The following is a 26,926-nucleotide window of genomic DNA, read 5'->3' as shown; positions in this document are numbered from 1 at the left end:
CTCAGGCGGGGCCCAGCGGGCGGTCGGGGTGGCCGGGTGCACTGGGGGCTGTCGGCGCCACCGCGGCGCCCGCCCGCAGGAGGTGTCCCCATGGACCAGCACGACCCGGCCTCGCCGGCCGACCGCCCCGCCACCACGCCCCTCGCCGCGGAGCCGTACCGCCCGCCCCGCCGGGTCCGCCGCCGCCGGACCGCCGTGGCGCTGGTCGCCTCGGGAACCGTCGCCGCGGGCCTCGTGCTCGGTGGGTCAGCGGTCGCCCTGGGCTGGCCGCACGACACGTCCGACGGCACCGGCCTGGCTGTCGCGCCGCGGACGGGATCCGGCTACGGCCGCGGCACGACGGACCCCGGCGCCACCACCCCGGGGACGACCACCCCGGGCACGACCGCCCCGGGTGGCGCGGCCCCGTCCACCGGCCTGCCCGGGGCCGGGTCGTCCTCGACGGGCACGGCGACCCTGGACACCACGACCGCCACGGAGGCGCAGCAGGCGGGTGTCGTGCTCATCAGCACGGTGCTCGGCTACCAGTCCGCCGAGGCCGCGGGCACGGGCGTCGTGCTGACCTCGGACGGCCTGGTCGTGACGAACAACCACGTCGTCGAGGGCGCGACCGAGATCACCGTGACGGTCGGCGCCACGGGGGAGTCCTTCACGGCCACCGTGGTCGGCACCGACGCGACCGCGGACGTCGCGGTGCTGCAGCTGGACGGCGCGGCGGGGCTGACGACGGCGCCCCTGGACGACGACGACGCGGTGGCGCTCGGCGACGCGGTGACGGCGGTCGGCAACGCCGAGGGCGGCGGCGTGCTCATCGCTGCGGACGGCTCGGTCACCGGGCTCGAGGAGTCGATCACCACGCAGTCCGAGGGCGCGTCGGCGGGCGAGTCGCTGACCGGGCTCATCGAGGTGGACGCCGACGTGGTGTCCGGCGACTCGGGTGGCCCGCTCCTGGACGACGAGGGCGAGGTCATCGGCATCACGACCGCGGCGTCCTCCGGCTCGGCGGACATCACCGGGTACGCCATCCCGATCGGGGACGTGCTGGACGTGGTGACGCAGATCGTCGCGGGCCAGGACACCGACAGCATCACCCTCGGGTACCCGGCGTTCCTCGGGGTGCAGATCGCGACCGCCACCAGCCCGGGGGCCGCCACCACGTCCGGCGCGGTGATCGCGGGTGTCATCGAGGGCACGCCCGCCGCGCAGGCGGGCCTCGCCGCGGGCGACACGGTCACGTCCGTCGACGGCACGCCGGTGGCCGACGAAGACGCGCTGAGCGCGGCGCTCGCGGGGTACACCCCCGGCGACCCGGTGACGCTCACCTGGACCGCCGCCGACGGCAGCGCGCAGTCCGCGACCGTCACGCTGGTCGCCGGCCCCGCGGACTGACCGTGCACGGGGGCGGACCACGCCCGCCCGGCGGCCGACGCCTCCCGAGCGCGCCGGCCGCCGGGCTCTACGCTGGCGGGCGGTGGCCGTCGCAGCGCAGCGCGTCGCGAGCCGGCGCACCGCGCCCGACTCCAGGAAGGACCCCCGTGCCCCACGCCCGTCTCACCGTCGACCCCGAGCTCGTCGTCTCCCCGGTGCACCGCCGCACCTTCGGCTCGTTCGTCGAGCACCTCGGCCGCTGCGTCTACACCGGCATCCACGACCCCGGCCACCCCACGGCCGACGCGGACGGGTTCCGCGAGGACGTCCTGGAGCTCGTCCGCGAGCTCGGTGTCACGACCGTCCGGTACCCCGGCGGCAACTTCGTGTCCGGCTACCGCTGGGAGGACGGCGTCGGCCCGGTCGACCAGCGTCCCGCCCGGCTGGACCTGGCCTGGCACTCCCTCGAGCCGAACACCGTCGGCGTCGACGAGTTCATGCGCTGGACCCGCAAGGCCGGTGTCGAGCCGATGATGGCCGTCAACCTGGGCACCCGCGGCGTGCTGGAGGCCGTCGACCTGCTCGACTACTGCAACGGCACCGCGCCGACCGCCTGGGCGAAGCAGCGTGCGGTGAACGGCTCGCCGGAGCCCTACGGCATCCGCATGTGGTGCCTCGGCAACGAGATGGACGGCCCGTGGCAGACCGGCCACAAGACCGCCCACGAGTACGGCCGCCTGGCCGCCGAGACCGCCCGGGCGATGCGCCAGGTCGACCCGACGCTCGAGCTCGTCGCGTGCGGCTCGTCCGCGCCGGACCTGCCGACGTTCGGCTCGTGGGAGCGCGAGGTCCTCACCGAGACCTACGACCAGGTCGACTACATCTCGATCCACCGGTACTACGAGGTGAAGGGCGACGACTTCGCGTCGTTCCTCGGCTCGTGCGTCGACATGGACGCGTTCATCGACGACGTGGTGTCGACCGCCGACGGCGTGCGCGCGGCGCTCAAGGCCACGAAGCGGCTGAACCTCTCGTTCGACGAGTGGAACGTCTGGTACCAGTCCCGGGCCGCGTCGGTCCCGCCGGCCGGCGACGACTGGCCGGTCGCCCCGCCGCTGCTGGAGGACCACTACACCGCCGCGGACGCCGTGGTGGTCGGGAACATGCTCATCACGCTGCTGCGGCACTCGGACCGCGTGACCTCGGCGTCGCAGGCGCAGCTGGTCAACGTGATCGCGCCGATCATGACGGAGCCCGGCGGCCGGGTCTGGAAGCAGACGATCTTCCACCCGTTCGCCCAGGCGTCGTCGCTGGCGCAGGGCGTCGTGCTGCGGGTCGCCCCGCAGTCGCCGACGTTCCCGACCGCCCAGCACGGCGACGTCCCGTCGGTGGACGCCGTCGCGACCTGGGACGAGGAGTCCGGCACCGGCGCGCTGCTCGTGGTCAACCGGAACCCGGAGCAGGCCGTCGAGCTGGGAGTCGACCTGAGCCGGCTCGGCGACGTCCGCGTGGCGGCGGCCACCACGCTGCACGACGAGGACCCGTTCGCCCGCAACAGCGCCGACGACCCGGACCGCGTCGCCCCGCGCCCGCGCGACGACGTGGACCTCACCGGGGGCGTCCTGACGATGTCCCTCCCGGCGATCAGCTTCAGCACGGTCTCCCTCACCCGCGCCTGACGGACGCCCGCGTGCCGCCGCCCCGGTGTCCCACCGTGGGCGGCGGCGCCGCGCGCGCCCCCTCAGCGGGCGTCGGCGTCGGGACCCTGGATCGCGGCTCTGCCGGCCTCGAGCCGCGCGACCGGTACCCGGAACGGCGAGCAGGACACGTAGTCCAGCCCGACCGCGTCGAAGAACCGGATCGACTCCGGGTCACCTCCGTGCTCGCCGCACACCCCGACGACGAGGTCCGGACGTGACGCCCGGCCCTCCTCCACCGCGATGCGGACGAGCCGTCCGACACCCTTGGCATCGATGGTCTCGAACGGGGAGATGGTCAGGACCCCGTTCGAGAGGTACTCCGGGAAGAACGCTCCCTCCACGTCGTCGCGCGAGAACCCCCACGTGGTCTGCGTGAGGTCGTTGGTGCCGAAGGAGAAGAACTGCGCCACCTCGGCGATCCGGTCGGCGGTGAGCGCCGCGCGCGGCAGCTCGATCATCGCGCCGACGGGCAGGTCCAGCCGCACGCCCCGGGCCGCGCCGACCTCCGCCATGATCCCGAGCGCCTCGTCCCGGACCAGGTGCAGCTCCATCACGGAGCCGACCAGCGGCACCATGATCTCCGCGTGCGGGTCCCCGCCGGCCTCCACGCGGTCGGCGACCGCCTCGCAGACCGCCCGGATCTGCAGCGCGAACAGCCCGGGGACGACGAGGCCGAGCCGCACGCCCCGCAGCCCGAGCATCGGGTTCGCCTCGTGCATCCGCCGCACCGCCGCGAGCAGCCGCACGTCCCGCGGGTCGGCGCCGCCGCGCTCCTCCGCGAGGGCGACCTGCACCGACAGGTCGGTGAGGTCGGGCAGGAACTCGTGCAGGGGCGGGTCGATCAGCCGGATCGTGGTCGGCAGCCCGTCCATCTCGGCCAGCAGCGCGCCGAAGTCCGCCCGCTGCAGGGGGAGCAGCGCGTCGAGCGCCGCCTGCCGCTCGGTGTCGTCGTCGGCGAGCACCACCCGCTCGACGAGCACCCGGCGCTCGCCGAGGAACATGTGCTCGGTGCGGCACAGCCCGATGCCCTGCGCGCCCAGCGACCGCGCGCGGCGCGCGTCCTGCGCCGTGTCGGCGTTCGCGTGCACCCGCAGCCGCCGCGTCTCGTCGGCGTGCACCAGCAGCCGGTCCACGGACCGCACCAGGTCGGCGGTCTGCTCGTCGTCGCCCGCCTGCCCGAGCGCGGCGTCGAGCCCCTGCTCCAGGTAGGTGGAGACCGGCGACGGCACGACCGGCACCGCGCCGAGGAACACCTCGCCGGTGGACCCGTCGATGGCGATGACGTCGCCCTCGGCCACCTGGTGGCCCCCGACCTTCATCGACCGCGCCGTCGGGTCGATGTCCAGCTCGTCCGCGCCGACCACGCAGGTGCGGCCCATGCCGCGGGCCACGACCGCCGCGTGCGACGTCTTCCCGCCGCGCGCGGTCAGCACCCCGACGGCGGCGATCATCCCGCCGAGGTCGTCCGGGTTCGTCTCGCGCCGGACCAGCACCACGTCCTGGCCGTCCGCCGCCCACGCCTGCGCGGTCGCCTGGTCGAACACCGCCCGGCCCACCGCCGCACCGGGGGAGGCCGCCATGCCGCGGGTGAGCAGGGTGCGCTCGGCCGCGCGGTCGAACTGCGGGAACATCAGCATCGACAGCTGCGACCCGCTGACCCGCGCCAGCGCCTCGTCCTGCGTGATGAGGTGCTCGTCGACCAGGTGCGTCGCGATCCGGAACGCCGCCGCGGCGGTCCGCTTCCCGACGCGGGTCTGCAGCATCCAGAGCTTGCCGCGTTCGACCGTGAACTCCACGTCGCACAGGTCCCGGTAGTGGGTCTCCAGCCGGCGCATGGCCCGGCGCAGGTCCGCGTACGCCGCGGGGTCCACCTGCTCCATCTCCGCGAGGCTGAGGGTGTTCCGGATGCCGGCGACCACGTCCTCGCCCTGCGCGTTCACCAGGTAGTCGCCGTAGTCGCCCGTGCGCCCGGTCGCGGGGTCGCGGGTGAAGGCGACGCCGGTCCCGGACGTCGGGCCGAGGTTGCCGAACACCATCGACACGACGTTCACCGCGGTGCCCAGGTCGTCCGGGATGCGCTCGCGGCGCCGGTACAGCCGGGCCCGGTCGGTGTCCCACGACCGCAGGACCGCGACGATCGCCAGGTCCAGCTGCTCGCGCGGGTGCTGCGGGAACTCCCTGCCGGACTCCGTGCGCACGATCCGCTTGAACGCGTCCACCAGCTGCCGCAGGTCGGCGGCGTCCAGGTCCACGTCGTGCTCGACGCCCTTCGCCGCCTTGGCCTCGTCGAGCGTGTCGGCGAACAGGTCCCCGTCGATGTCGAGCACCGTCTTGCCGAACATCTGGATCAGCCGCCGGTAGGAGTCCCACGCGAACCGCTCGTCGCCCGAGAACTCCGCCAGGCCGACCACCGACGCGTCGTTGAGCCCGACGTTGAGGACCGTCTCCATCATCCCGGGCATCGAGAACTTGGCGCCGCTGCGGACGGACACCAGCAGGGGGTCGTGGAAGTCCCCGAGCCGCCGTCCCACCGTGTCCTCGAGGTGCCGCAGCGCGGTCGTCACCTCGACGCGCAGCTCCGGCGGCAGGTGCCCGGTCCGCATGAACGCGCGGCAGGCCTCGGTCGTGATCGTGAACCCAGGCGGCACCGGCAGGCCCAGCCGCGTCATCTCGGCGAGGTTCGCGCCCTTCCCGCCGAGGAGGTCCTTCTGGTCCATGCCCCCCTCGGAGAAGTCCTGGACGTAGCTGGCCACGTGCACCTCCGGGTACGACGGGGGAGCGCCGTTGCTCCCACCCCCCGATTGTCCTCCCGGGGGTCGTCCGAGGGCCAGGGACGACCGGCCCCGGGGGCGGGCGCGAATGGGCAGGCGGGGTGTCGGTGCGGGTCGGTAGGATGGCACCACCACCCCGCCTCTTCGAAGGAGCGCACGGCGTACGCCGAGCACATGGCCGAGACATCGCCCGATCGCCACGATCGTCAGCTCCCCGGCACCGCCGCGCGGGTCGAGCACCGGATCACGATCCCGTCCACCGTGTCGATGGTGGAGCTCCTCGGCCTCAACGACCAGGTGCTGCGTGCCATCGAGACCGGGTTCCGGACCGTGGACGTGCACGTGCGCGGGAACGAGATCACGCTCGCCGGCCCCGCCGGGGACGTCGCGCTCGTGGCCCGGCTGGTCGACGAGCTCGTCGAGATGGCCGCCGGCGGCACCCCGCTCACCCCGGACGTCGTCACGCGCTCCGTCGCGATGCTCACCGCCGGGACCGCCACGCGTCCCGCCGACGTCCTGACGTTCAACATCCTGTCCAGCCGCGGGCGCACCATCCGGCCCAAGACGTCCGGGCAGAAGGAGTACGTGGACGCGATCGACCGCAACACGATCACGTTCGGCATCGGCCCCGCGGGCACGGGCAAGACCTACCTCGCGATGGCGAAGGCCGTGCAGGCGCTCCAGGCGCGGCAGGTGAACCGGATCGTGCTGACCCGCCCGGCGGTCGAGGCGGGGGAGCGGCTCGGCTTCCTGCCCGGGACGCTCAGCGAGAAGATCGACCCGTACCTGCGCCCGCTGTACGACGCGCTGCACGACATGGTCGACCCCGACTCGATCCCGCGGCTCATGGAGGCCGGGACCATCGAGGTGGCCCCGCTGGCCTACATGCGCGGCCGCACCCTGAACGACTCGTTCATCATCCTCGACGAGGCGCAGAACACCTCGGCCGAGCAGATGAAGATGTTCCTCACCCGGCTGGGCTTCGGCTCGAAGGTCGTGGTCACCGGCGACGTCACGCAGGTCGACCTGCCGTCCGGCACCACGTCCGGGCTCCGGGTGGTGGAGTCCATCCTGGCGGACGTCGACGACGTCGCGTTCTGCCGCCTCGCCTCCTCCGACGTCGTCCGCCACCGCCTGGTGAGCGACATCATCGACGCCTACGCACGCTGGGACCACAACAGGTGAACGCACCGCACGACCACGTCCGACCCGCCGAGCCCGCCACGGAGGTCGCCGCGTGAGCATCGAGGTCAACAACGAGTCCGGCCACGAGGTCGACGAGGCGGAGTTCGCGGCCCTCGCGCGCTTCGTGCTCGACCAGATGCACGTGCACCCCCAGACGGACCTGTCGATCCTGTTCGTCGACACGGACGTCATGACGGACCTGCACATCAAGTGGATGGACGAGCCGGGCCCGACCGACGTGCTCTCCTTCCCGATGGACGAGCTGCGCCCCGGCCGCGCCGACGAGCCCACGCCCGCCGGGCTGCTGGGCGACGTCGTGCTGTGCCCCGAGGTCGCCGTCGAGCAGGCCCGCACCGCCGGCCACTCCACCGCCGAGGAGCTGCTGCTCCTCACCACGCACGGGATCCTGCACCTGCTGGGCTACGACCACGCGGAGCCGGAGGAGGAGAAGGAGATGTTCGGCCTGCAGCGCCAGCTGCTGCTGACCTTCCTCGCCGGGCGATGAACGACGTCCCCCTGGGGCTGCTCGCGGCCCTGACGGTCCTGGCCGTGCTCGTCGCGGCGGTGCTGTCCGCGGGCGAGGCCGCCGTCATGCGCATCCCGCGGAACACGGTCGCCGACCTGCTCACCGCCCGGCACCCCGCCGCCGAGCGGGTGCGGGCGCTGACCGACCAGCGCGCGGCCGTCGCCGGTGCCGCGGCGGTGGTGCGGCTGCTCTGCGAGATGCTCGCCGCCGTCTGCCTGACCCTCGCGGTCGCCGCCTCGTCCCTGAGCTGGTCCGTCGAGCTGGTCATCGCCGTGCTGGCCTGCGCGTTCCTCACGGTGGTGCTCGCCCGGCTCAGCCCCCGGTCGATCGGCCACCGGTACCCCCGCCAGGTCCTGACGGCGACGTCCCGGCTGCTCACGGGCGTGCGGGCCGTCGCGGGGCCGCTGGTCCGGATGGCCCCCTCCACCGGGACGGACCTGGACGAGGACGAGCTGCGCGAGATGGTCGAGCGGGCGGGCGACTCCCCGGCGATCGACCTCGACGAGCGCGCGATGGTGCGCTCCGTGCTCGGCCTCGGCGACACGCTGACCCGCGAGGTGATGGTCCCGCGCACCGACATGGTGACCACCGTCGAGAGCACGCCGCTGAGCAAGGTGCTCTCGCTCCTGCTGCGCTCGGGCTACTCGCGGGTGCCCGTCGTGGGGGAGCAGGTCGACGACCTGCGCGGCGTGCTCTACCTCAAGGACCTCGTGCGCCGGATGCAGGACGACCCGGCCGCCGGCGACGCCCCCGCGGGGTCGCTCGTGCGCCCGGCCGTGTTCGTCCCGGAGTCCAAGCCGGTCGACGAGCTGCTCCGCGAGCTGCAGGCCGGCGCCTCGCACATCGCCATGGTGGTCGACGAGTACGGCGGCATCGCGGGCCTGGTCACCATCGAGGACGCCCTCGAGGAGATCGTCGGCGAGCTCACCGACGAGCACGACCCGTCCGCGCCGCAGGTCGAGGACCTGGGCGGCGGGACGTACCTGGTGCCCGCGCGGCTCGGCCGCGACGAGCTCGGGGAGCTGTTCGGCGTCGAGGTGGACGACGACGACGTCGACACCGCGGGCGGGCTGCTCGCCAAGGCGCTCGGCAAGGTCCCGATCCCCGGGTCCGCCGGCGAGATCCACGGGCTGCGGCTGGTCGCCCAGGGCACGGAGGGCCGCCGCAAGCGGGTCGCCCGGGTGCTCGTGAGCCGCGCGCCCGAGCGCGAGCCCGACACCGACACCCGCGAGACGCGCGCGGTGCGGGACACTCGTGACACCCGCGACAGTCGTGACACCCGCGACACCGAGCCGGCCGCCGACCGGTCGCCCGCGTCGTCGAACCGCCCCGCAGACCAGTGACAGGAACCCCCGTGACCCACCGCTCCGGCTTCGCCTGCCTCGTCGGGCGCCCCAACGCCGGCAAGTCGACCCTGACCAACGCGCTCGTCGGCACGAAGGTGGCGATCACCTCCGGGCGGCCGCAGACCACCCGGCACACCGTCCGCGGCATCGTGCACCGCCCCGACGCGCAGCTGGTCCTCGTCGACACCCCGGGCCTGCACCGCCCGCGCACCCTGCTCGGCGAGCGGCTGAACGCCCTGGTCCGGGACACCCTCACCGAGGTGGACGTGGTCGGCTTCTGCCTGCCGTCGGACCAGCGCGTCGGGCCGGGCGACCGGTTCATCGCCGAGCAGCTCGCGCAGCTGGGCCGCCGCACGCCGGTCGTCGCGCTGGCCACCAAGGCGGACCTGGTCGGCAAGCAGCGGCTCGCGGAGCACCTGCTCGCCGTCCAGGAGCTCGGTGAGTGGGCCGAGATCGTGCCGGTGTCGGCGGAGACGGGCTACCAGGTGACGACGGTCGAGGAGGTCCTGATCTCCCACCTGCCGCCCGGTCCCGCGCTGTACCCGGAGGGCGAGCTGACCGACGAGCCCGAGGCCGTCATGGTGGCGGAGCTCGTGCGGGAGGCCGCGCTGGAGGGCGTCCGCGACGAGCTGCCGCACTCGCTCGCGGTCGTGGTGGACGAGATCGTGCCCCGCGAGGCCGCCGAGGGGCAGGCGCCGCTCCTGGACGTGCGGGTCAACCTGTACGTCGAGCGCGACAGCCAGAAGGCCATCATCATCGGCAAGGGCGGCTCCCGGCTGCGTGAGGTCGGCACCCGGGCGCGACGGGGCATCGAGGCGCTCCTCGGCTCCCGCGTCTACCTGGACCTGCACGTCAAGGTCGCCAAGGACTGGCAGCGGGACCCCAAGCAGCTCGGGCGGCTGGGCTTCTGAGCGTCGGGGCCACGCAGGAGGAGCAGCGGGTCCCCGGGCCGGAGCGACGCGTCGGGGATAATCAGGGCGTGCGTTACCCGACCACCGCGGGGACCGTCGTGGGGGCGATCGTCCTCGCGGTCCTCGGCGCACTCATGGGCCCGCAGTGGGCGCCCGTGCCGATGACCGACCCGCTGACGGTCCAGTCGTCGTCCACGGCGATCGCCGGCGCCCCCACGACGGGTCCGTACCCCGTGCAGTCCTCCGTCGTCACGGTGCAGCTCGACGGCGCGGACGTCGAGGCGCAGGTCCTCATGCCCGTCGGCGTGGAGGGCGACGTGCCCGGCGTGGTCTTCGTGCACGGCGCGGGCACCGGCAGGCACACGGGCGCGTTCGTCGACCAGGCGCACGCCCTGGCCGAGGCCGGCGTCGCGACGATCGTCCCCGACAAGCGGCTCGACACCTACACCGTCCGGCACCGCGACTACGTGACGATGGCCGAGGACTACCTGCGCTCGTTCGACGTGCTCCGCTCGCTCGACGGCGTCGACCCGGACCGGGTCGGGGTGTACGCGGAGAGCGAGGGCGCGTGGATCGCGCCGGTGATGGCGGTCGACGAGCCGGACGTGGCGTTCGTGGTGCTCGTCTCCGCGCCCGTCGTGCCCGCGCGGCAGCAGGCGGCCTTCGCCGTCGACAACTACCTCCGCAACACGGGCGTCCCGCAGCAGGTGTTCCGGGCGATCCCGCGCGCCGTGGGGATGTCCCTGCCCGGCGGCGGCTTCGAGTACGCGGACTTCGACGTGGCGCCGTACCAGCGCCGCACCACGCAGCCGGTGCTCGTGGCCTACGGGACGGCGGACGCCTCCATGCCGCAGGTCCAGGGCGCGGAGCAGATCATCCGCGACCTGGCCATCGCCGGGAACACCGACTACACGGTCCGGTACTACCGCGGCGGCGACCACGGCATCCGGGTGGACGGCGAGGTCGCCCCGGCCTTCCTGCGCGACCTGACCGGCTGGGTGCAGGGGCTGCCGGACACCGGCTCGGCGTGGCCGCGCATCGCGGGGGACCAGCCCGAGCAGCTGTACTGGGCCGCGCCCGTCGCGCAGCCGCGCTGGCTCGGCGACGGGGACGTGCTCGTGTTCCTGGTGGTCGGCGCGGTCGGCCTGGTGGTCGTCCTCCCCGCGGGGCGGTGGACCACGGTGGGCGTGCGGCGCCTCCGCGGGCTGCCGCCCACCCCCGCGGACCGGGGGCTCACCCAGCGGCTCGCCCTGCTGTCGCTGACGTCCGTCGCCACGGTCGGCGCGCTCGTCTGGTACCTGGTGGCCGTCGCGCGGCTCGCCCTGGGCTACGAGCGCAACGGCTGGATCGTGCAGGGCGGGTGGCTGGGCGTCCGGCTCCTCGGGCTCGCGGCGGTCATCGCCGCCTCCGCCGTGGCGGTCCGGCTGCGCGCGTTGCGCCGGACGGGTGAACCGCTCGCGCGAGGTGTCGTGGGTCACGTCGAGCTGTGGGGGACGTGCGTCGCCTGCGCGGCGCTCCTGGTGGTGCTCGCGTACTGGGGCGTGTACCAGCTGGGGATCTGACCGACCGCCTGGGTGAGTGGTGCGCGGGCACCGCCGGGACCAGGCACGATGGTGTCCGACCGACCGCCCTGATCCGACCGAGGAGATCGAGTGCGCACGACGTGGGGTTCCGCGACCGACCGCGGGCGCGTGCGCGCGCTCAACGAGGACGCGCTGCTGGCCCACCCGCCGGTGTTCCTGGTCGCCGACGGCATGGGCGGGCACGAGGCCGGCGACGTCGCGAGCCGGCTGGCGGTGGAGGAGTTCGCGCGGCTGGCCGGGCTGTCCACCGTCGACCCGTCGGACCTGCACGCCTGCTTCCGCAGCGCCGCCCAGCGGATCCGCGCCGCCTTCGAGCGCAAGGAGGGCGGCACCACCGTCTCCGGCGTCGCGCTCGGCGAGCACGACGGTGCCGCGCACTGGCTGGTGTTCAACGTCGGCGACTCCCGCGTCTACCGGTGGGCGGACGGCGAGCTCGCGCAGCTGACCGTCGACCACTCGGTCGTCCAGGAGCTCGTCGACTCCGGCGCCCTGTCCCGCGAGGCCGCCGAGCAGCACCCCGAGCGGCACGTGCTCACCCGGGCCCTCGGCACCGGTGCCGACCCGGAGCCCGACTACTGGATGCTGCCCGCCCGCCCGGGCGACCGGCTGCTGGTGTGCTCCGACGGCGTGACCGGGGAGCTCACCCCCGCGGAGGTCGCCGCGGTGCTCGCCGGGGCGGGCGGCGCCGGCGAGGCCGCCACCGAGCTCGTGCGGCGCGCCGTCGAGGCCGGGGGCCGCGACAACGCCACCGCCGTGGTCGTGGACGCCGCACCGGTCGCAGACGATTCACCCGAATGGCTCGCGTTCGGGGCCGGTCCTGCCGATAAGACGTGGGACGAGACGGTCGACGGAGCAACCGTGCCGCGACCCCGGAGCCACCAGGAGGACCCTCGGTGATCGTGCCCGAGTACACCCCAGGCGACTGGTACGCCGTCGTCGCCGGCGGCGTCGTGCTGCTGCTCGCCCCGTCGACCCCGCCGGAGGTGGTCCGCGACGTGTGGGCCGCCGCCCCGGAGCGCGGCGGCGGCCTCGGCGCCCAGCTGGACGCGCTTGTCCGGCACGGCATCGGCGGGCTGCACCCGTTCGCCGCCGTCGACCTCACCACCGGTGCCGTCCACACGGCGCTGCGCGGGGACGTGGAGGTCGAGGTCGTGCGCGGCACCCGCGCCGAGGTGCTGGCCGCGCCGCAGGTCGTGTCCTGGTCCGAGCGGTCCGTCGGCAGCGCCGACGAGGTGACGGTGCGCGCCTCCGGCGCCGGGCGGGGGTCCACGCTGCCGATCGTCAGCGGGGTCGTCCGGGCGTCCCGCGTCCGCGTGCGCCTCGCCGGTGCCCCCGACGCGCCCGAGGCGTCCGCGTCCGGGCCGGTCGTGCTCGCCGCCGCGCCCACGCCGGTGGCGGTCGCGCCCGTGGCCGACGAGGCGCCGGTCGTCGAGCAGGCGCCGGTCGTCGACGAGGCGCCGGTCGCGGAGGCTGCGCCGGTGGCCGACGAGGCGGTCGTCGTCGAGGCGCCGGCCGAGGCCGAGCCCGCCGCCGAGGAGCCCGAGCCTGTCGCGGTCGAGCCCGAGGTGGTGGAGCCGGAGCCCGAGGCCGTCGCGCCCGTGGCCGTCGCGCCCGAGCCCCTCGAGCCGGACGCACCCGCCGAGGACCTCGCCCCCGCCACGCCCGAGCCCGCCCCGGCGCCCGAGCCGTTCGTCCCGCCGGCACCCCCGGCGCCGGTGCTGCCCGGCCCGGCGTCCGCCGACGACCACGACGGCCTCACGATCCTGAGCGGTGAGCTCGCGTCCATCCGGCAGCACCTGCCGTCGTGGGCCGTCTCGCAGACCGGTGACTGGCCGTCCGGCGGCATCGTCCCGACGCCGTCCCCGGCGCCCGGCGCGTTCGGCACCGCCCCGCGCGGCACCGGGGCGATCCCGGTGACCGGTGTCGGGTCCGGCACGGCCCCGACCGCGCAGGCGACCGTCCCGCGCCTCGCGCTGTCGACCGGTGCGCTCGTGCCGCTGGACGCCGTGGTGCTGATCGGCCGCGCGCCGCAGGCCACCCGCGCGCCCGACGGCGCCGAGCCGCGCCTGATCACGGTGCCGAGCCCCGAGCAGGACATCTCCCGCACCCACGCGGAGGTGCGCCTGGAGCTCGGCCGCGTGCTGGTCACGGACCTGTACTCGACGAACGGCATCACCGTCGCGAGCGGCGGCCTGCCGCCGCGGCGGATCACCGCCGGCGAGCCCGTCGCGGTCGGCGACGGCGACGTCGTGGACCTCGGCGACGGCGTGACGTTCACCGTGGAGCCGGGTGCGTGAACCGCGGACGTGAGGCCTCGCAGCCGCCACGCCTGCCCGGGTACACCGTGCAGCGGCTGCTGGGCTCGGGGGGCTCGGCGGACGTGTTCCTGTACGAGCAGGAGCTGCCGCGCCGGTCGGTGGCGGTCAAGGTCCTGCTCGCGACCGTCGACGCGCAGACGCGCGAGGCGTTCGAGCGCGAGGCGGACCTGACCGCCCGGCTGTCGCACCACCCGTCGATCGTGACGGTCTACCAGGCGGGCCTGTCCCCGGACGGCCGCCCGTACCTGGTGATGGAGTACTGCTCGCGGCCCGGCCTCGGGCAGCGGTACCGCTCGGAGCGGTTCGAGATCGCCGAGGTGCTGGAGCTCGGGGTGCGGCTGGCGTCGGCCGTCGAGACGGTGCACCGCGCGGGGATCCTGCACCGCGACATCAAGCCGGGCAACGTGCTGACGAACGACTTCGGCCGGCCGGTGCTCACCGACTTCGGCATCGCGTCGACGGTGGACGCGGGCGGCCCGGCGGTCGGCATGTCGATCCCGTGGGCCGCGCCGGAGCTGCTGGCCTCCGAGCCGCACGGCGACGCCCGCTCGGACGTCTACTCGCTCGCGGCGACGCTGTTCTCCGCGCTGGCCGGCCGGTCGCCGTTCGAGCGCCCCGGCGGGAGCAACGAGGCGGCGGACCTGGTCGGCCGCATCGAGCGCGGCGCGCCGGTGGCGCCGACCCGCACGGACGTCCCGGAGCGGCTGCGCACCGTCCTCGCGCGCGCGATGGCCCGCGAGCCGCAGCTGCGGTACCCCACGGCGCTGGAGCTCGCGCACGACCTGCGGGCCGTGCAGGCCGACCTCGGCCTGCCGCTGACCCCGGTCGACGTGGAGGACGTCGCGTCGCTCGCCGGCCCGGGCGACGGTGCGGGCGGGGCTGCCGTCGCCGACGCCACCCGCGTCCGCTCGGTCGTCGAGGTCGCCCCGGGCCCCGCCCCGCAGCCGCGCACGACCGTCCCGGCCGGGCCGCCGCTCGACATCGGCGCCGGCGCGGAGTCCACGCGCCTGCGCCCCGTCGTGACCGTGCAGTCGGACCCGACGCCCGAGGCCGCCCCCGCACCTGCGCCCGTGCACGAGGTGCACCCCGGTGGCCCGTCGCGCTCGCGCACCGGCCGCGTGCTCGCCGCGACCGGGTCGGTCGTGGCCATCGCCGGGGCCGTGCTCGCCGTGGTGCTGCTCGCGAACCGGCCCGACGCCGCGCCCGCGCCGGGGGAGGGCTCGGAGTTCCCCGGCCCGCAGGGCACCGTCGCGGCGACCGTGCCGAGCCCCACCAACCTGTTCGGCACCCGCAACGCCGACGGCACCGTCGAGTTCACCTGGACCAACCCCGACGAGCAGGACGGCGACACGTACCTGTGGGGCCGGCGCACCGCGACCGGCGAGCCGCAGCTCCAGGTGGTCGAGGACCAGCGCGTGACCGTGCCCGCGGACGGCGGCGGTGAGGTGTGCGTCGAGGTGTCGATCGTCCGGGCCGACCGCCGCGCGTCGGCCACCCCCGCGGAGGTGTGCGTCCCGTGAGGCTCCGCTGGAACCGGCGGCGGGCCGCGTCCACCGCCGCGGTGGTGACCGTCCCCGCCGTGATCGCGACCCTGGCGCTGGTGAACCCGGGCTTCCCGCTCGCGCAGGTCGACCTCAACGACGGCGCGGTCTGGCTGACGTCGACCAGCACGCTGCAGGTCGGCCGCTACAACGCGCAGGTCGAGGAGCTCAACGCCGGCCTGGTCGCGACCAGCACGGAGTTCGACGTGCTGCAGGACGCCGGCGACGTGCTGATCGTCGAGGCCGGCACGCTGTCCGTCGTCGACCCCGCCGGCGTCACCGCCGCGTCGCAGGTCGCCGTGCCCGCGGGCGCGCAGGTCTCGATGGCCGGCGGCACCGTCGCCGTCATGGACACCGAGGGCCGGGCGTGGGTGCGGTCGTTCGCCGACCTCCCGATGCTCCAGGTCACGACCGACGAGCCCGACGCGGACGTCGGCGCGGGCGGCCTCGTCACGGCGTCCGTCACGGGCGACGCGTTCGCCGTCGCCGCCGAGACCGGCGAGGTCACCCGCCTCACCCCGGCCCCGGGCGGGGCGACCGAGGCCGCCGAGGCGCCGTCGCTGGACGGGCCCGTGGACGCGCTGACCGCGGTCGGCGACGTCCCGGTGGGCCTGGACGGCGAGACGGTCCGCACGCCCGGCGGCTCCAGCAGCCTGGGGCTCGCCCAGCCCGTCCTCCAGCAGCCCGGCCCGGCCGCGAGCACCGCGCTGGTCGCGGGCAGCACCGGCCTGGTCGAGGTGAGCCTGTCGTCCGGCGACGTCGCCGCCGAGCACCAGGCCGGCGGCGCCGGCACGCCCGCGGCGCCCGTCCGCGTCGGCTCGTGCGCGCACGCGGCCTGGCCGACGGCGGCCGACAACTACCTGGAGCTGTGCGACGGCGCGCAGCCGCAGGTCCTCGACCTGGACGGCGTCACGAGCGCCGACCAGCTGGTGTTCCGGGTGAACCGCCAGGTCGTCGCGCTGAACGAGACCGTGAACGGCCGGCTCTGGCTGCCGCTGGAGGACACCCAGCTGCGCGAGCCCGACTGGACGGACGTCGTGCCGGAGGAGGAGCCGGAGGACGAGACCGAGCAGAGCGAGGGCGAGCGCACCACGCAGGAGCTCGTGCCCGAGTGCTCGCCGACCAGCGCCGCCCCGACCGCCGTCGACGACGCGTTCGGCGTCCGCGCGGGGCGGACGACGATCCTGCCGGTCATCGACAACGACACGTCCTCGGACTGCGGCATCCTCGTCCTCACCGACGTGGACCCGCTGCCGGGGGAGTTCGGGACGCTGCAGCAGGTGTACGGCGGTCGCGCGCTCCAGCTCGCGGTGCCGGCGGACGCCACGGGGAGCGTGACGTTCTCGTACTCGGTGAGCGACGGCCGCGGCACCGCCGCCCCGTCGACCGCCCAGGTCACGCTCACCGTCCGCGGCCCCGGCCAGGACGAGCCGCCGGTCCAGGAGCGCACCGGGGAGATCCGGGTCGAGCAGGGCGCGACCGCGACCTACCCGGCGCTCGCCGACTTCGCCGACCCCGACGGCGACCCCCTCACGCTGGTGGGCGCGGTCGCCGAGTCCGGCACCGCGCGGTTCCGCCAGGACGGCACCCTGACGTACGTGGCGGACGGGGGCGAGCTGGGCCGGACCGTCGTGCACGTGGTCGTCTCCGACGGGGTGTCCACCACCGAGGGCACCGTCGACGTCGACGTGCGCGCGCCCGGGTCGCTGGACCTGCAGGTCGACCCGGTGCACGCGGTGACCTACGTCGACCAGGACGTCCTGCTGCGCCCGCTGGACGCCGTGCGCTCCTACGGCTCGGAGCGCCCGCGGCTCGCCGGCGTCGAGGAGGTCACGGGAACCACCGTGACGCCCGACCTGGAGGCGGGCACCTTCTCGTTCCGGGCGGCGACGGCCGGCACCTACTACGTGTCGTTCACGGTGACCGCCGCGCCGCAGCAGGCCACCGGGCTCGCGCGGATCGACGTGCGCGCCCGGCCGGACCAGCCCGAACCGCCGGTGGCGGTGCTGGACGACGCGCTGCTGCCCGGCGGCGGCGAGACGACGATCGACCCCCTGGCGAACGACAGCGACCCCGCCGGCGGGGTGCTGGTCCTGCAGAGCGTGGACGCGCCCGCCGGTCTGCGCGTCGCGATCCGTCAGCGTCAGCTCGTCACCATCTCCGCGGTGAGCGCGCTGACCGAGCCGGTGACCCTGCAGTACGTCGTCTCCAACGGCACCGCGAGCGCGACGGGGCAGATCATCGTGTCGCCCGTGCCGCCCGCGACCACGTCGCAGCCGCCCGTCGTGGAGAACGCGACGGCGGACGTCCGCACCGGCGGGGTCGTGACGATCCCGGTGCTGGAGGGGGCCTACGACCCCGACGGCGACGCGATCTCCCTCAAGCCGGAGTTCGCGGAGCCGCTCGGCGAGGGCCAGGGGCTGCTGTTCGTGGCCGGGGACGTGCTGCGCTACCAGGCGCCCGACACCCCGATGACGGCCTACGCGACCTTCGTCGTGCGGGACGCGACGGGGAACGAGACGGCGGCCACGGTCACGGTCCGCGTGCACGAGTCCGACCCCGCGACCAAGGCCCCGCCGCGCCCGCGGGCCCTGACCGCCCGCGTGTTCGCCGGCGAGACCGTGCGGATCCCCGTGCCGCTGGTCGGCATCGACTCCGACGGTGACGGCATCACGCTGCTCGGCGTCGCGTCCGCGGGTACCAAGGGCCGCGTGACCTCCGTCGGCGCCGACTACCTCGAGTACGAGGCGCTGCCTGGCGAGGCCGGCACCGACGAGTTCACCTACGCCGTCGAGGACTGGACCGGTCAGCGCGCCGTCGCCACCGTGCGCGTCGGCATCGCCGCCCGCCCGAACGACAGCAACCGGGTCGTGGCGCGGGACGACACGATCACGATCCGGCCGGGCCAGCGCGTGGAGGTCCGCGTCCTGGAGAACGACACCGACGTGTCCGGGGGCGACCTGACGCTGGTGGACGACCTGGAGGTCGACGCCGGGCTGACCGCGTCCGTGTCGGGCAGCCGGATCCTGGTCCGGGGCGACCAGGCGGGCGTGCTCAACATCGCCTACACGGCGCAGAACTCGCGCGGTTCGCGCGCCGGCGCGGTGCTGTCGGTCACGGTCGACCCCGACGCCCCCGTGCTCGCTCCGATCGCGCGGGACGTGGTCGTGCCCCCGGTCGACACCGTCGGCCGGACGAGCGTGGACGTCGACGTGCTGGCCGTCGCCCAGAACCCCAGCGGCCCGCTGAGCGACCTGGAGGTCTCGGTGCCGCGCAGCGCGGCGGGCGCCGCCACCGTCGCCGCCGACGGCACCGTCACCGTCACGCTCGCCGAGCGCGCCCAGACCATCCCCTACCTGCTGACGAACCGGACCGCGGAGGGCGTGCGCGCGTACGCGTTCATCTCGGTCCCCGCGCTCGGCTTCTTCCCGCCGACCGCGCGACCCCGCGCGCCGGAGCTGCGCGTCGCGAGCGGTGAGACCCTCACCATCCCGCTCGACGAGCAGGTGCAGGTCGCGCCCGGGCGCACCGCGCAGGTCGCCGACGCCACCGCGGTGACGGCCACGCGCTCCGACGGCTCGGCGCTCGTGGCGGACTCGACCACGGTCCGGTTCACGTCGGCGGCCGGCTACGTCGGCCCGGCCTCCATCACCGTCCCCGTCACGGACGCGACCGGCCCGGGCGACGCGACGGCCCGCACCTCGGTGATCACCCTGCCGATCACGGTGTTCACCGAGGACGACTACCCGCCGACCTTCGTCCCGGCCGACCTGGAGGTGGGTCCCGGCGAGACGGCGACCACCGTCGACCTGCTGGCGTTCACGCAGGGGGTCGAGGGGGCCTCCGGTGCGCAGACGTACACCTACCGGCTGTCCGGGGACGTCCCCGCCGGGTTCTCCGCGTCGCTCGACGGCACCCGGTTGAGCGTCTCCTCCGCCGTGGGCACCCCGAAGGGCACCCGCGGCACCCTCCAGCTGACGCTCGGCTACGGCCGGTCGGGGTCGATGGACGTCCAGGTGAACGTCCGGACGATCGCGAGCACCCGGCGCGTGGCCTTCGTGCCCGACCGCGCGGTGAACGACGGCGTGCAGGGTCAGGAGGCGGTCGTGGACATGCTGAGCGCCGCGTCGAACCCGTTCCCGGACCAGCCCCTGCGCATCGTCTCGGCCACCGTCGAGACCCCGGGGACCGGCACGGCCAGCGTCTCCGGCGGCTCCGTCGTGGTCCGCCCGTCCGGTGACCTGGTCGGCCAGATGGTCGTGCGCGTCCGGGTGCGGGACGCCACCGACGACCCCGACCGCGAGGTGGCCGCCAGCATCACGCTGCGCGTGCGGGGCAAGCCGGCGACGCCCGGCGCGCCTCGTGTGGGGGAGGTCCGCGACGGGACCGTCGTCCTGTCCTGGGACGCCCCCGACGCCCGCGGCGAGCCGATCCGCGGCTACCGCGTGACCGCGAGCAACGGCGGCGGCACGACCTCGTGCGCGAGCACCACCTGCACGATCACGGGGCTCACCAACAACGTCGAGTACACGTTCACCGTCGCCGCGGAGAACGCGGTCGGCTGGTCCGACCCCAGCCCGGCGTCGGCCGTCGCGCGCCCGGACGCCGTGCCGGACACGCCCGCGGCGCCGGTGTGGACCAAGTTCGGCGACGGCGAGCTGACCGCGACGTGGGCGCCGCCGAGCAGCAAGGGCTCACCCGTCACGTCGTACACGCTGATGCTCTCGCCCGGGGGCGACCCCGTGACGACGTCCGGCACGTCGTACACGTTCCGGGGCCTCACCAACGGCACCGCGTACACCGTGCAGGTGCGCGCCCACAACCGCGCGCCCGAGCCGAGCGCGTGGAGCGCCCCCTCGGTGATCGAGGTCCCGGCGGCCCCGCCCCAGGACCCGACGGTGAGCGCCGGCCGCGTCGGCACGCCCGTCGGCGGCCAGATCAACGTCTCCTGGTCGCCGCGCGCCACCAACGGCGACCCGATCAGCGGCTACGAGCTGCGGATCAGCGGCGGCGGCATCAACCGCACCGAGACGCTCGGGGCGGACCGCACCACCTACGCGATGACGGACGCCGCCAACGGCGTCGAGTACCGGTTCGACGTCGTGGCGATCAACAAGGCGGGCCGGTCCCAGCCCGGGTCCGCGACCGCCAAGGCGTACGGCCGCCCGACCACCCCGGGCTCCGCGCAGGTCTCGGCCTCGGGACCGGACGCGGGCTGGGGCCAGGGCTGGGCCCGGATCGCGTGGGCCGAGGCGGACGGCAACGGGCAGACGATCGAGGGCTACGAGATCCTCCGGGACGGCGTCGTCATCGACCGGACGAACGCCTGGGCTCGCGACTACCGGCTGAGCGGGCTCACCGGCGCCCAGACGATGACCCTCCAGGTCCGCGCTGTGCACGACGGTGGGCAGAGCGACCTCGCGGGTGGTCAGGTCACCGTGTCGACGCGCCCGAGCGACCCGGGCCGGCCGACGATGACGCAGACGCCCTCCGACCCGTCGCAGCGGCCCACGTCCGTGCGGGTCTCGTGGCAGGCCAGCACCTCGGGCGAGGCCGGCAAGGCGGTCACGTACCGCTACCGCGTCGTCGACTTCCCCGGCCAGGACTCCGCCTGGCAGACCACGGGCGCGACCTCGATCGACCTGGCGGTGCCGGCGACCGCCCGCAGCGGGTTCCGGTTCCGCGTCGAGATCGAGGCCTTCACCACCGACGGGCAGCCGTCGGGACGCGTGGGTCAGTGGGACCAGCACACCGTGACGTGGACCGAGGCGCCGCCCACGCCGCCCGAGCAGCCGGAACCGCCCGGCACCGGAACCTCTCCGTGAGCCCCGGCCTGCCGATCGGACGACCGGGACCTCCCGCGCCGCCCGCGACCGCACGCCAGCCCCGACAGACCCGCCAGCCCCGACAGGAGTCGAGCACCCGATGACCCCCGAGCAGTCCGCATGGTTCTCCGAGACGTTCACCGCGCTGGTCACCAACGTGTCCCGCGCGGTGCTCGGTGCCGACCGTCCGGTGCGGCTCGTGCTGACCGCGATGGTCGCCGAGGGCCACGTCCTGCTCGAGGACGCCCCGGGGACCGGCAAGACGTCCCTGGCCAAGGCCATCGCGGCCTCGGTGCAGGGCACGCACCAGCGCATCCAGTTCACCCCGGACCTGCTGCCGTCCGACGTGACGGGCGTGACGATCTGGGACCAGGGCGCCCGGACCTTCCAGTTCCACCCGGGGCCGGTGTTCACGTCGGTGCTGCTCGCGGACGAGATCAACCGCGCCTCGCCGAAGACGCAGTCCGCGCTGCTCGAGGTGATGGAGGAGGGGCACGTCACGGTCGACCGGGACACGCACCCGGTGGGCCGCCCCTTCGTCGTCATCGCGACGCAGAACCCCATCGAGCAGGCGGGCACGTACCGGCTGCCGGAGGCCCAGCTCGACCGGTTCCTGGTCCGCACGTCGCTGGGCTACCCGGACCGGACGTCGACGGTGGAGATCCTGTCGGGCGCGCGGGACCGCACCAGCACGCTCGACGCCGTCGTCACGACCGCCGGCATGGTGGAGATGGCCGAGCTGGCGCACACGGTCCACGTCGACGGCTCGGTGCTGGACTACGTCGCCCGCCTGATCGAGGGCACCCGCGAGGACCCGCAGACCGCCCTGGGCGCCAGCGTCCGCGGCGGGCTCGCGCTCGTCCGGTGCGCCCGGGTGGCGGCCGCCGCCGCGGGCCGGCCGTACGTGATCCCGGACGACATCAAGGAGCTCGCGGTGCCCGTCCTGGCCCACCGGCTCGTGCTCGACCCGGAGGCCGACTTCCTCGGCGCCACGACCGTCCAGGTCGTCGAGCGCGTCCTGTCCGCCACGCCGCCGCCGGTGGCGCGCGCGTGAGGAGGACGGGGACGTGGGTCCGTCGGGGCGTGGCGTGAGGCGGTCGCACACCCGGCTGTCGGGCGTCGGCTGGGGCGCGGTGCTGCTCGGTGCGGCGGCCGCGGCCGTCGGCGTGCTGCTCGGCTGGGTGGAGCTCGCGTCCGCCGGCGCCGTCGGTGTGGCGGCGGTGCTGGTCGCCGTGGCGATGACGTGGGGGCGGCTGCCGCACGACGTGCGGCTGGACCTCGCGGACCGGCGCGTGCGCGTGGGGGAGCGGGCCTTCGGCGGCGTCGTCGTGTCCGCACCCGGCGGGCGCCGCACGCGGGCGGTGCGCCTGGAGCTCCAGGTCGGCGCCGGCCGCGCCGAGCTGGACGTCCCGGCGCTCGCCCCCGGCGAGGAGCACGAGGAGCTGTTCGCCGTGCCCACGGACCGCCGCGCCGTCGTGACGGTCGGGCCGGTGCGCGCCGTCCGCGGCGACCCGCTCGGGCTCGCCGTCCGCCACGCCGTGACCACCGGCTCCGAGGACCTGTACGTGCACCCGCGCGTCGTCATGCTCACCGGCGCCGACGCCGGCCTGCTGCGCGACCTGGAGGGCGGTGCCACGCGCGACCTGTCCGACGCCGACCTCGCGTTCCACGCCCTGCGCGACTACGTGGTCGGCGACGACCGCCGCTCGATCCACTGGCGCACCACAGCGCGCCGCGGGGTCATGACCGTCAAGCAGTACGAGGACACGCGGCGCACGCAGACCGCCGTGGCCCTGGCGACCGACCCCCGCGACTACCGGCACGCCGACGACGACGCCGAGCTGGAGCTCGCCGTGAGCGTCGTCGCGTCCGTCGGCGTGCACGTGCTCGGCGAGGAGCACCCGCTCGCGGTGCTCGCCGGCTCCGGCCGCGTGCGGACCACCGCGCGCCGCCCGTTCCTGGACGACTGCTCCGGCATCGCCGTGGGCCCCGACGGCACCGGCTCGTCGCTGCTCGGCCGGCGGATCGCCCGCGAGGCGCCGGACGTGACCCTGGCGTTCCTGGTCACCGGCTCGGTCGTCCCCGACGCGGACCTGCGCGCCGCGGCCCGGCACGTGCCCGAGGGCACCCGCACGCTCGTCGTCAGCTGCGTCCCCGGCGCCGAGGTCCAGGTCCGCACGCAGCGCACCCTGAGCCTGGTGCGGCTCGGCTCCCTGGACGACCTGCCCCGCGCCCTCCGGCTGGCGGCCGCGGCATGACGACGACGAGCACGCCCGCACCCCCGGCCGCCGGGACCACGAGGACCGTGCCGCCGGTCACGACCGCGGTGCTGGTCGTCGTCGCGGTCCTCGCGGGCGGGCCGCTGGCCACCCCGTCCGAGGCGCTGGGCGGCGTGCTCCCGACCCCTGCCTCGGTCGTCTCGGTCGTGCGCGGGTCCGCGCTGGGCTGGAAGGACGTGCTGACCCTCCAGCCGCCCCTCGGCGGCTCCGGCTGGCTGCTCGTCCCGCCGTACCTGCTCGCGCTGGTCGGCACCGCGGTCGCGGTCCGCCTGGCGCTCGGCCCCGGGCGCGCCGCACCGGCCGCCGCGCTGCTGCCGCCGCTGTGCCTGGCCGCCGCCGTCCTGCTCGGCACGCACACCACCGTGGCCCCCGTGGCCGTCGGCGTCGCGCTGGCCGCGGGGCTGCTGGTCTGGGCGTCCTGGCGCTCCGGGCAGCTGCGCGTCCGGCGGCCCGTCGCGCTCCTCCTCCTGGTCGGTCTCGCGGCGGGCACCGGCGTGGTGTCCGGCGCGGTCGTCCAGGAGCAGCGCGACCGGTACGTGCTGCGCGACGCGCTCGTCCCGCCGTTCGACCCCCGGGACTACGCCAGCCCCCTGTCCGCCTTCCGCGCGTACGTCAAGGACGACGACACGGTCGAGCTCTTCACCGTGTCCGGGCTGCCGGAGGGCGGCCGCATCCGCCTCGCGACCTTCGACCGGTTCGACGGCGTGGTGTGGAACGTCGCCGGCGACGGCTCGTCCCGCGCGTCGGGGGAGTTCCGGCGCGTGGGGGAGACCGTCAGCGAGCAGACCGTGGAGGAGGCGGCCGCCGTCGAGGCCTCCGGCACCGGCGGCTCGCGCGTCGAGGTCGAGGTCCAGGTCGGCGAGCTCGACGGCGTCTGGCTGCCGACGGTCGGCGACGCGGTCTCGGTGCGCCTCGAGGACACGGAGGCGCAGTCGCGGCTGCGGTTCAACGACGCGACCGGCGCCGCGGTGCTCACCGGCGGCCTGGACACCGGCCTGCGCTACACCCTGGACGCCGTGGTGCCCCAGGAGCCCGACGACGAGCAGATCGGCTCCGCCGCTGCGAGCGGCCTCGACCTGCCCGAGGCGCAGGGCGTGCCCGACGCGGTGGTCGCTGCGGCGTCCGACGTCGTCCGCGATGCCGAGACGCCCGTCGAGGTCGCCCGGGCCCTCGAGCGGTCGCTGTCCGAGGGCGGGTTCTTCTCCCACGGGCTGACGGACCGCGGGGACTACCCGTCGCTGTCCGGCCACGGCGCCGACCGGGTCGCCGCGCTGCTCGGCGGCGACCTCATGGTCGGCGACGACGAGCAGTACGCGTCCGCGATGGCGCTGATGGCCCGCGAGATGGGCCTGCCCGCGCGCGTCGTCATGGGCTTCGCACCGGCCGACGACGAGGCCGCGGAGGACGCAGCCGCGCCGGTCGACCCGGCCGACCCCGACGCGCCCGTCGTGGTCACCGGCGCCGACGTGAGCGCCTGGGTCGAGATCGCCTTCGAGGGCTACGGCTGGGTGACGTTCGACCCCGCGCCGCCGGAGAGCCAGACGCCGCAGGACGAGCAGGAGACCAGCCAGGCCGACCCCGAGCCGCAGGTCGCCCAGCCGCCGCCCCCGCCGCCCGCGCCGGTCGACCCGCCGGAGGACGACACCGAGCAGCCGCAGACGCAGGACAGCGAGGACGCCGCCACCTGGCCGCTGTGGCAGCGTGTCGTCCTCGCCGCCGCCGCCGGCTCCGGGCTGGTCCTCGTGCTGCTCGCGCCGTTCCTGGTCATCGCCGGGCTCAAGGCCCGCCGGCGTCGGCAGCGGCGCCGGGCCGCCGAGCCGCTGCGCCGCGTCGTCGGGGGCTGGCAGGAGGTCCTCGACCTCGCGACCGACCTCCGGCGCGACGTGGACCCCGTCGCGACCCGGCGGGAGGGCGCGCGGGACCTGGCCGACGGGTTCACCGCACCACCCCCGCCGCCGGAGCGCCGACGGAAGCGGAAGCCCACCGCACCCGCCGCTGCCCCGGCCGCGGCTGCACCTCCGGCCCCGTCGCCTGCCGCGGCCGAGGCCGCCGCGGCGGTCGTGGCGCTCGCCGAGCGGGCCGATGCGGCCGTGTTCGGCGCCACGGACCCGACCGTCGCCGACGCGCGCGACTACTGGGCGCAGGTGGACCGGGCGCTCGCCCGGATGCGGGCCGCGACACCACGCAAGCAGCGCCTGCGCGGGCGCATCACCACCCGGTCGCTGCGCCGGTCCGCCCGGGCCGGCGAGCGGCGCGCGCGACGAGCACGACGGAGCACAGGAGCAGACCGATGAGCAGCACGAACGGCAGCGGCGTCCCCGGGGCGTACGGCGCGCCCCCGGCACCGCTCGGCCGCCGCGTCGCCGCCTGGCTGCTGGACGGTGTACTCACCTCCCTCGCGGCGGCGCCGCTGTGGCTCGCCCAGCTGCCCGTCCTGACCGCGTCGCTGCGGGACGCGGCGGCCGCCGGGACCGCGAGCACGACGGCCCCGGAGCCCGTCGCGCCGAACGCGCTGCTGCTGGTGGTCGGTGCGGTGCTGCTGCTCGCCTGGGCGGGGTTCCAGTGGTGGTGCCACGGCACCCGCGGCTGGACGGTGGGCCGCCGGGCCCTCGGGCTGCGGACCGTCGACGTGCGGACCGGGCGGCCCATCGGCCTGGGACGGGCGCTCGGCCGGTACCTGGTCGTGGTGCTCGGGGCGCTCGCGTGCGGCATCGGCCAGGCCGTCGTCCTGCTGTCCCCGCTGTTCGACGGCACCGGCCGGCGCCGCGGTTGGCACGACCGGGTGGGCGAGGCGATCGTCGTCGACGTGCGCGGGCTCGCCACGACCCGGCGCGTCGCGTCGTGGGACGGGCGCGCCCCCGCGACGACGACCGGGTCGCTCGCGGCCCGCGTCCCCGGCGGGCACGAGCAGCCGGCGCAACCCGGCACGCCCGCGCTCCCCGCGCCGGCGCCGTCCGTCGACCCCACGCCGTCGGAGCCCACGCGCACCCGCTGGACCACCCTCGCCACCGAGCGCCAGCTCGACGGCCCCGGCCTGGTCCTCCCGCCGCTGGGTGCCCCGGGCCCCGGACCCGACGTCGACACCCGGCAGATGCCCGTCGTGCCGCCCGCAGCCGCCCCCGCGCACCCCGCCGCGCCGACCGTGGTGGCGCCCGGCTGGCCCGCGATGGCGCCGGCACCGCAGCCGCCCACGCTCCCGGCGCCCGCGTCCCCGCCGGCACATACGGCCCCGACGGCCCCCGCGCCCTGGGCCGCGCCGGCCCCGGCGTCGCTGACGGCACCGCCCGCACCGGGGTACGGCGTGCCCGCGCCCGCCGCTCCGGTGGACGCCGGTCCGGCGCACCCCGTCCCGCTGGGCGCCGTGCCCGCGAACCCCGTCCCGCTCGGCCCCGGCCCGCTCGACCCCGGCTCGCCCGACCCCGGCTCCCCGGACTCCGCGCCCGGCGCCTGGGGCCGGCACGCCGCCCGCCCGGCCGCGCGGTCGTGCTGGTCGACGACCGGACCGACTCCGGGTGGACGCTCACCGTGGCGGCGCGGCTGCTCCGGCAGGCCGGGGCCGCGGCGGTGCTGCCG

16 protein-coding genes are annotated in these 26,926 nt (G+C 75.9%); 15 read left to right on the top strand and 1 reads right to left on the bottom strand.

The window, feature by feature from the left end:
• Positions 1-90: 90 nt before the first annotated feature.
• Together KJP73_RS14740 and KJP73_RS14735 are read left to right on the top strand one after the other, a co-directional pair.
• Positions 91-1,389 (top strand): S1C family serine protease, encoded by a 1,299-nt coding sequence (locus KJP73_RS14740; RefSeq protein WP_213283629.1) that lies wholly within the window; start codon positions 91-93, stop codon positions 1,387-1,389.
• A gap of 146 nt (positions 1,390-1,535) precedes the next feature.
• Positions 1,536-3,047 (top strand): alpha-N-arabinofuranosidase, encoded by a 1,512-nt coding sequence (locus tag KJP73_RS14735; protein WP_213283628.1) that lies wholly within the window; start codon positions 1,536-1,538, stop codon positions 3,045-3,047.
• A 62-nt stretch (positions 3,048-3,109) separates the two neighbouring features.
• Here the strand turns inward: KJP73_RS14735 and ppdK are convergent, their stop codons facing one another.
• Positions 3,110-5,821, bottom strand: coding sequence for a pyruvate, phosphate dikinase (gene ppdK / locus KJP73_RS14730; protein ID WP_213283627.1), 2,712 nt, complete (start codon positions 5,819-5,821; stop codon positions 3,110-3,112).
• Between the two features lie 192 nt (positions 5,822-6,013).
• Between ppdK and KJP73_RS14725 the strand changes: the two genes are divergently transcribed.
• The 13 genes from KJP73_RS14725 to KJP73_RS19560 form a co-directional block, all read left to right on the top strand.
• Positions 6,014-7,024 (top strand): PhoH family protein, encoded by a 1,011-nt coding sequence (locus KJP73_RS14725; protein WP_213283626.1) that lies wholly within the window; start codon positions 6,014-6,016, stop codon positions 7,022-7,024.
• Positions 7,025-7,076: 52 nt separating this feature from the next.
• The gene (ybeY, locus tag KJP73_RS14720) at positions 7,077-7,529 is read left to right on the top strand and encodes an rRNA maturation RNase YbeY (protein WP_213283625.1); all 453 of its coding nucleotides are present in this window, start codon (positions 7,077-7,079) and stop codon (positions 7,527-7,529) included.
• Positions 7,526-8,893, top strand: coding sequence for a hemolysin family protein (locus KJP73_RS14715; RefSeq protein ID WP_213283624.1), 1,368 nt, complete (start codon positions 7,526-7,528; stop codon positions 8,891-8,893). Before ybeY ends, KJP73_RS14715 begins: the two co-directional genes overlap by 4 nt.
• An 11-nt stretch (positions 8,894-8,904) precedes the next feature.
• Entirely contained in the window at positions 8,905-9,807 is a 903-nt protein-coding gene (era, locus tag KJP73_RS14710; RefSeq protein WP_213283623.1) for a GTPase Era, read from the top strand.
• Positions 9,808-9,875: 68 nt separating this feature from the next.
• Positions 9,876-11,369 carry an alpha/beta hydrolase family protein gene (locus KJP73_RS14705; protein WP_249669418.1) on the top strand — a complete coding sequence of 498 codons (1,494 nt, stop codon included), beginning with the start codon at positions 9,876-9,878 and terminating at the stop codon, positions 11,367-11,369.
• Positions 11,370-11,459: 90 nt separating this feature from the next.
• Positions 11,460-12,287, top strand: coding sequence for a PP2C family protein-serine/threonine phosphatase (locus KJP73_RS14700; protein ID WP_213283622.1), 828 nt, complete (start codon positions 11,460-11,462; stop codon positions 12,285-12,287).
• Positions 12,284-13,687, top strand: a complete 1,404-nt coding sequence (locus KJP73_RS14695) for an FHA domain-containing protein (RefSeq protein ID WP_213283621.1) — start codon at positions 12,284-12,286, stop codon at positions 13,685-13,687. Before KJP73_RS14700 ends, KJP73_RS14695 begins: the two co-directional genes overlap by 4 nt.
• Complete coding sequence (locus KJP73_RS14690; protein ID WP_213283620.1) at positions 13,684-15,228, top strand: serine/threonine-protein kinase; 1,545 nt, start codon at positions 13,684-13,686, stop codon at positions 15,226-15,228. The genes KJP73_RS14695 and KJP73_RS14690 overlap by 4 nt, the downstream gene beginning before the upstream one ends.
• Positions 15,225-21,074 (top strand): Ig-like domain-containing protein, encoded by a 5,850-nt coding sequence (locus tag KJP73_RS14685; protein ID WP_213283619.1) that lies wholly within the window; start codon positions 15,225-15,227, stop codon positions 21,072-21,074. Before KJP73_RS14690 ends, KJP73_RS14685 begins: the two co-directional genes overlap by 4 nt.
• 100 nt (positions 21,075-21,174) lie before the next feature.
• Positions 21,175-22,128 (top strand): AAA family ATPase, encoded by a 954-nt coding sequence (locus KJP73_RS14680; RefSeq protein ID WP_213283618.1) that lies wholly within the window; start codon positions 21,175-21,177, stop codon positions 22,126-22,128.
• A gap of 34 nt (positions 22,129-22,162) precedes the next feature.
• Positions 22,163-23,332 (top strand): DUF58 domain-containing protein, encoded by a 1,170-nt coding sequence (locus tag KJP73_RS14675; protein WP_213283617.1) that lies wholly within the window; start codon positions 22,163-22,165, stop codon positions 23,330-23,332.
• Positions 23,329-25,647: a transglutaminase domain-containing protein gene (locus KJP73_RS14670; protein ID WP_213283616.1), complete on the top strand. Its 2,319-nt coding sequence runs from the start codon at positions 23,329-23,331 to the stop codon at positions 25,645-25,647. The genes KJP73_RS14675 and KJP73_RS14670 overlap by 4 nt, the downstream gene beginning before the upstream one ends.
• A partial coding sequence (locus tag KJP73_RS19560) for an RDD family protein (protein ID WP_213283615.1) occupies positions 25,644-26,926 on the top strand: 1,283 nt, incomplete at its 3' end. The genes KJP73_RS14670 and KJP73_RS19560, both read left to right, overlap by 4 nt.

It is taken from the genome of Cellulomonas hominis, assembly GCF_901521055.1.
In the GTDB taxonomy this organism is placed as follows: domain Bacteria; phylum Actinomycetota; class Actinomycetes; order Actinomycetales; family Cellulomonadaceae; genus Cellulomonas; species Cellulomonas endometrii.
This window is presented reverse-complemented; position numbering and strand designations above follow the sequence as displayed.

Excerpts from the sequence above, each read along its gene's own strand:
- KJP73_RS14740 (WP_213283629.1), top strand. The coding sequence starts at position 91 with ATGGACCAGCACGACCCGGCCTCGCCGGCCGACCGCCCCGCCACCACG.
- KJP73_RS14670 (WP_213283616.1), top strand. The coding sequence starts at position 23,329 with ATGACGACGACGAGCACGCCCGCACCCCCGGCCGCCGGGACCACGAGG.
- KJP73_RS14715 (WP_213283624.1), top strand. The coding sequence starts at position 7,526 with ATGAACGACGTCCCCCTGGGGCTGCTCGCGGCCCTGACGGTCCTGGCC.
- KJP73_RS14725 (WP_213283626.1), top strand. The coding sequence starts at position 6,014 with ATGGCCGAGACATCGCCCGATCGCCACGATCGTCAGCTCCCCGGCACC.
- KJP73_RS14680 (WP_213283618.1), top strand. The coding sequence starts at position 21,175 with ATGACCCCCGAGCAGTCCGCATGGTTCTCCGAGACGTTCACCGCGCTG.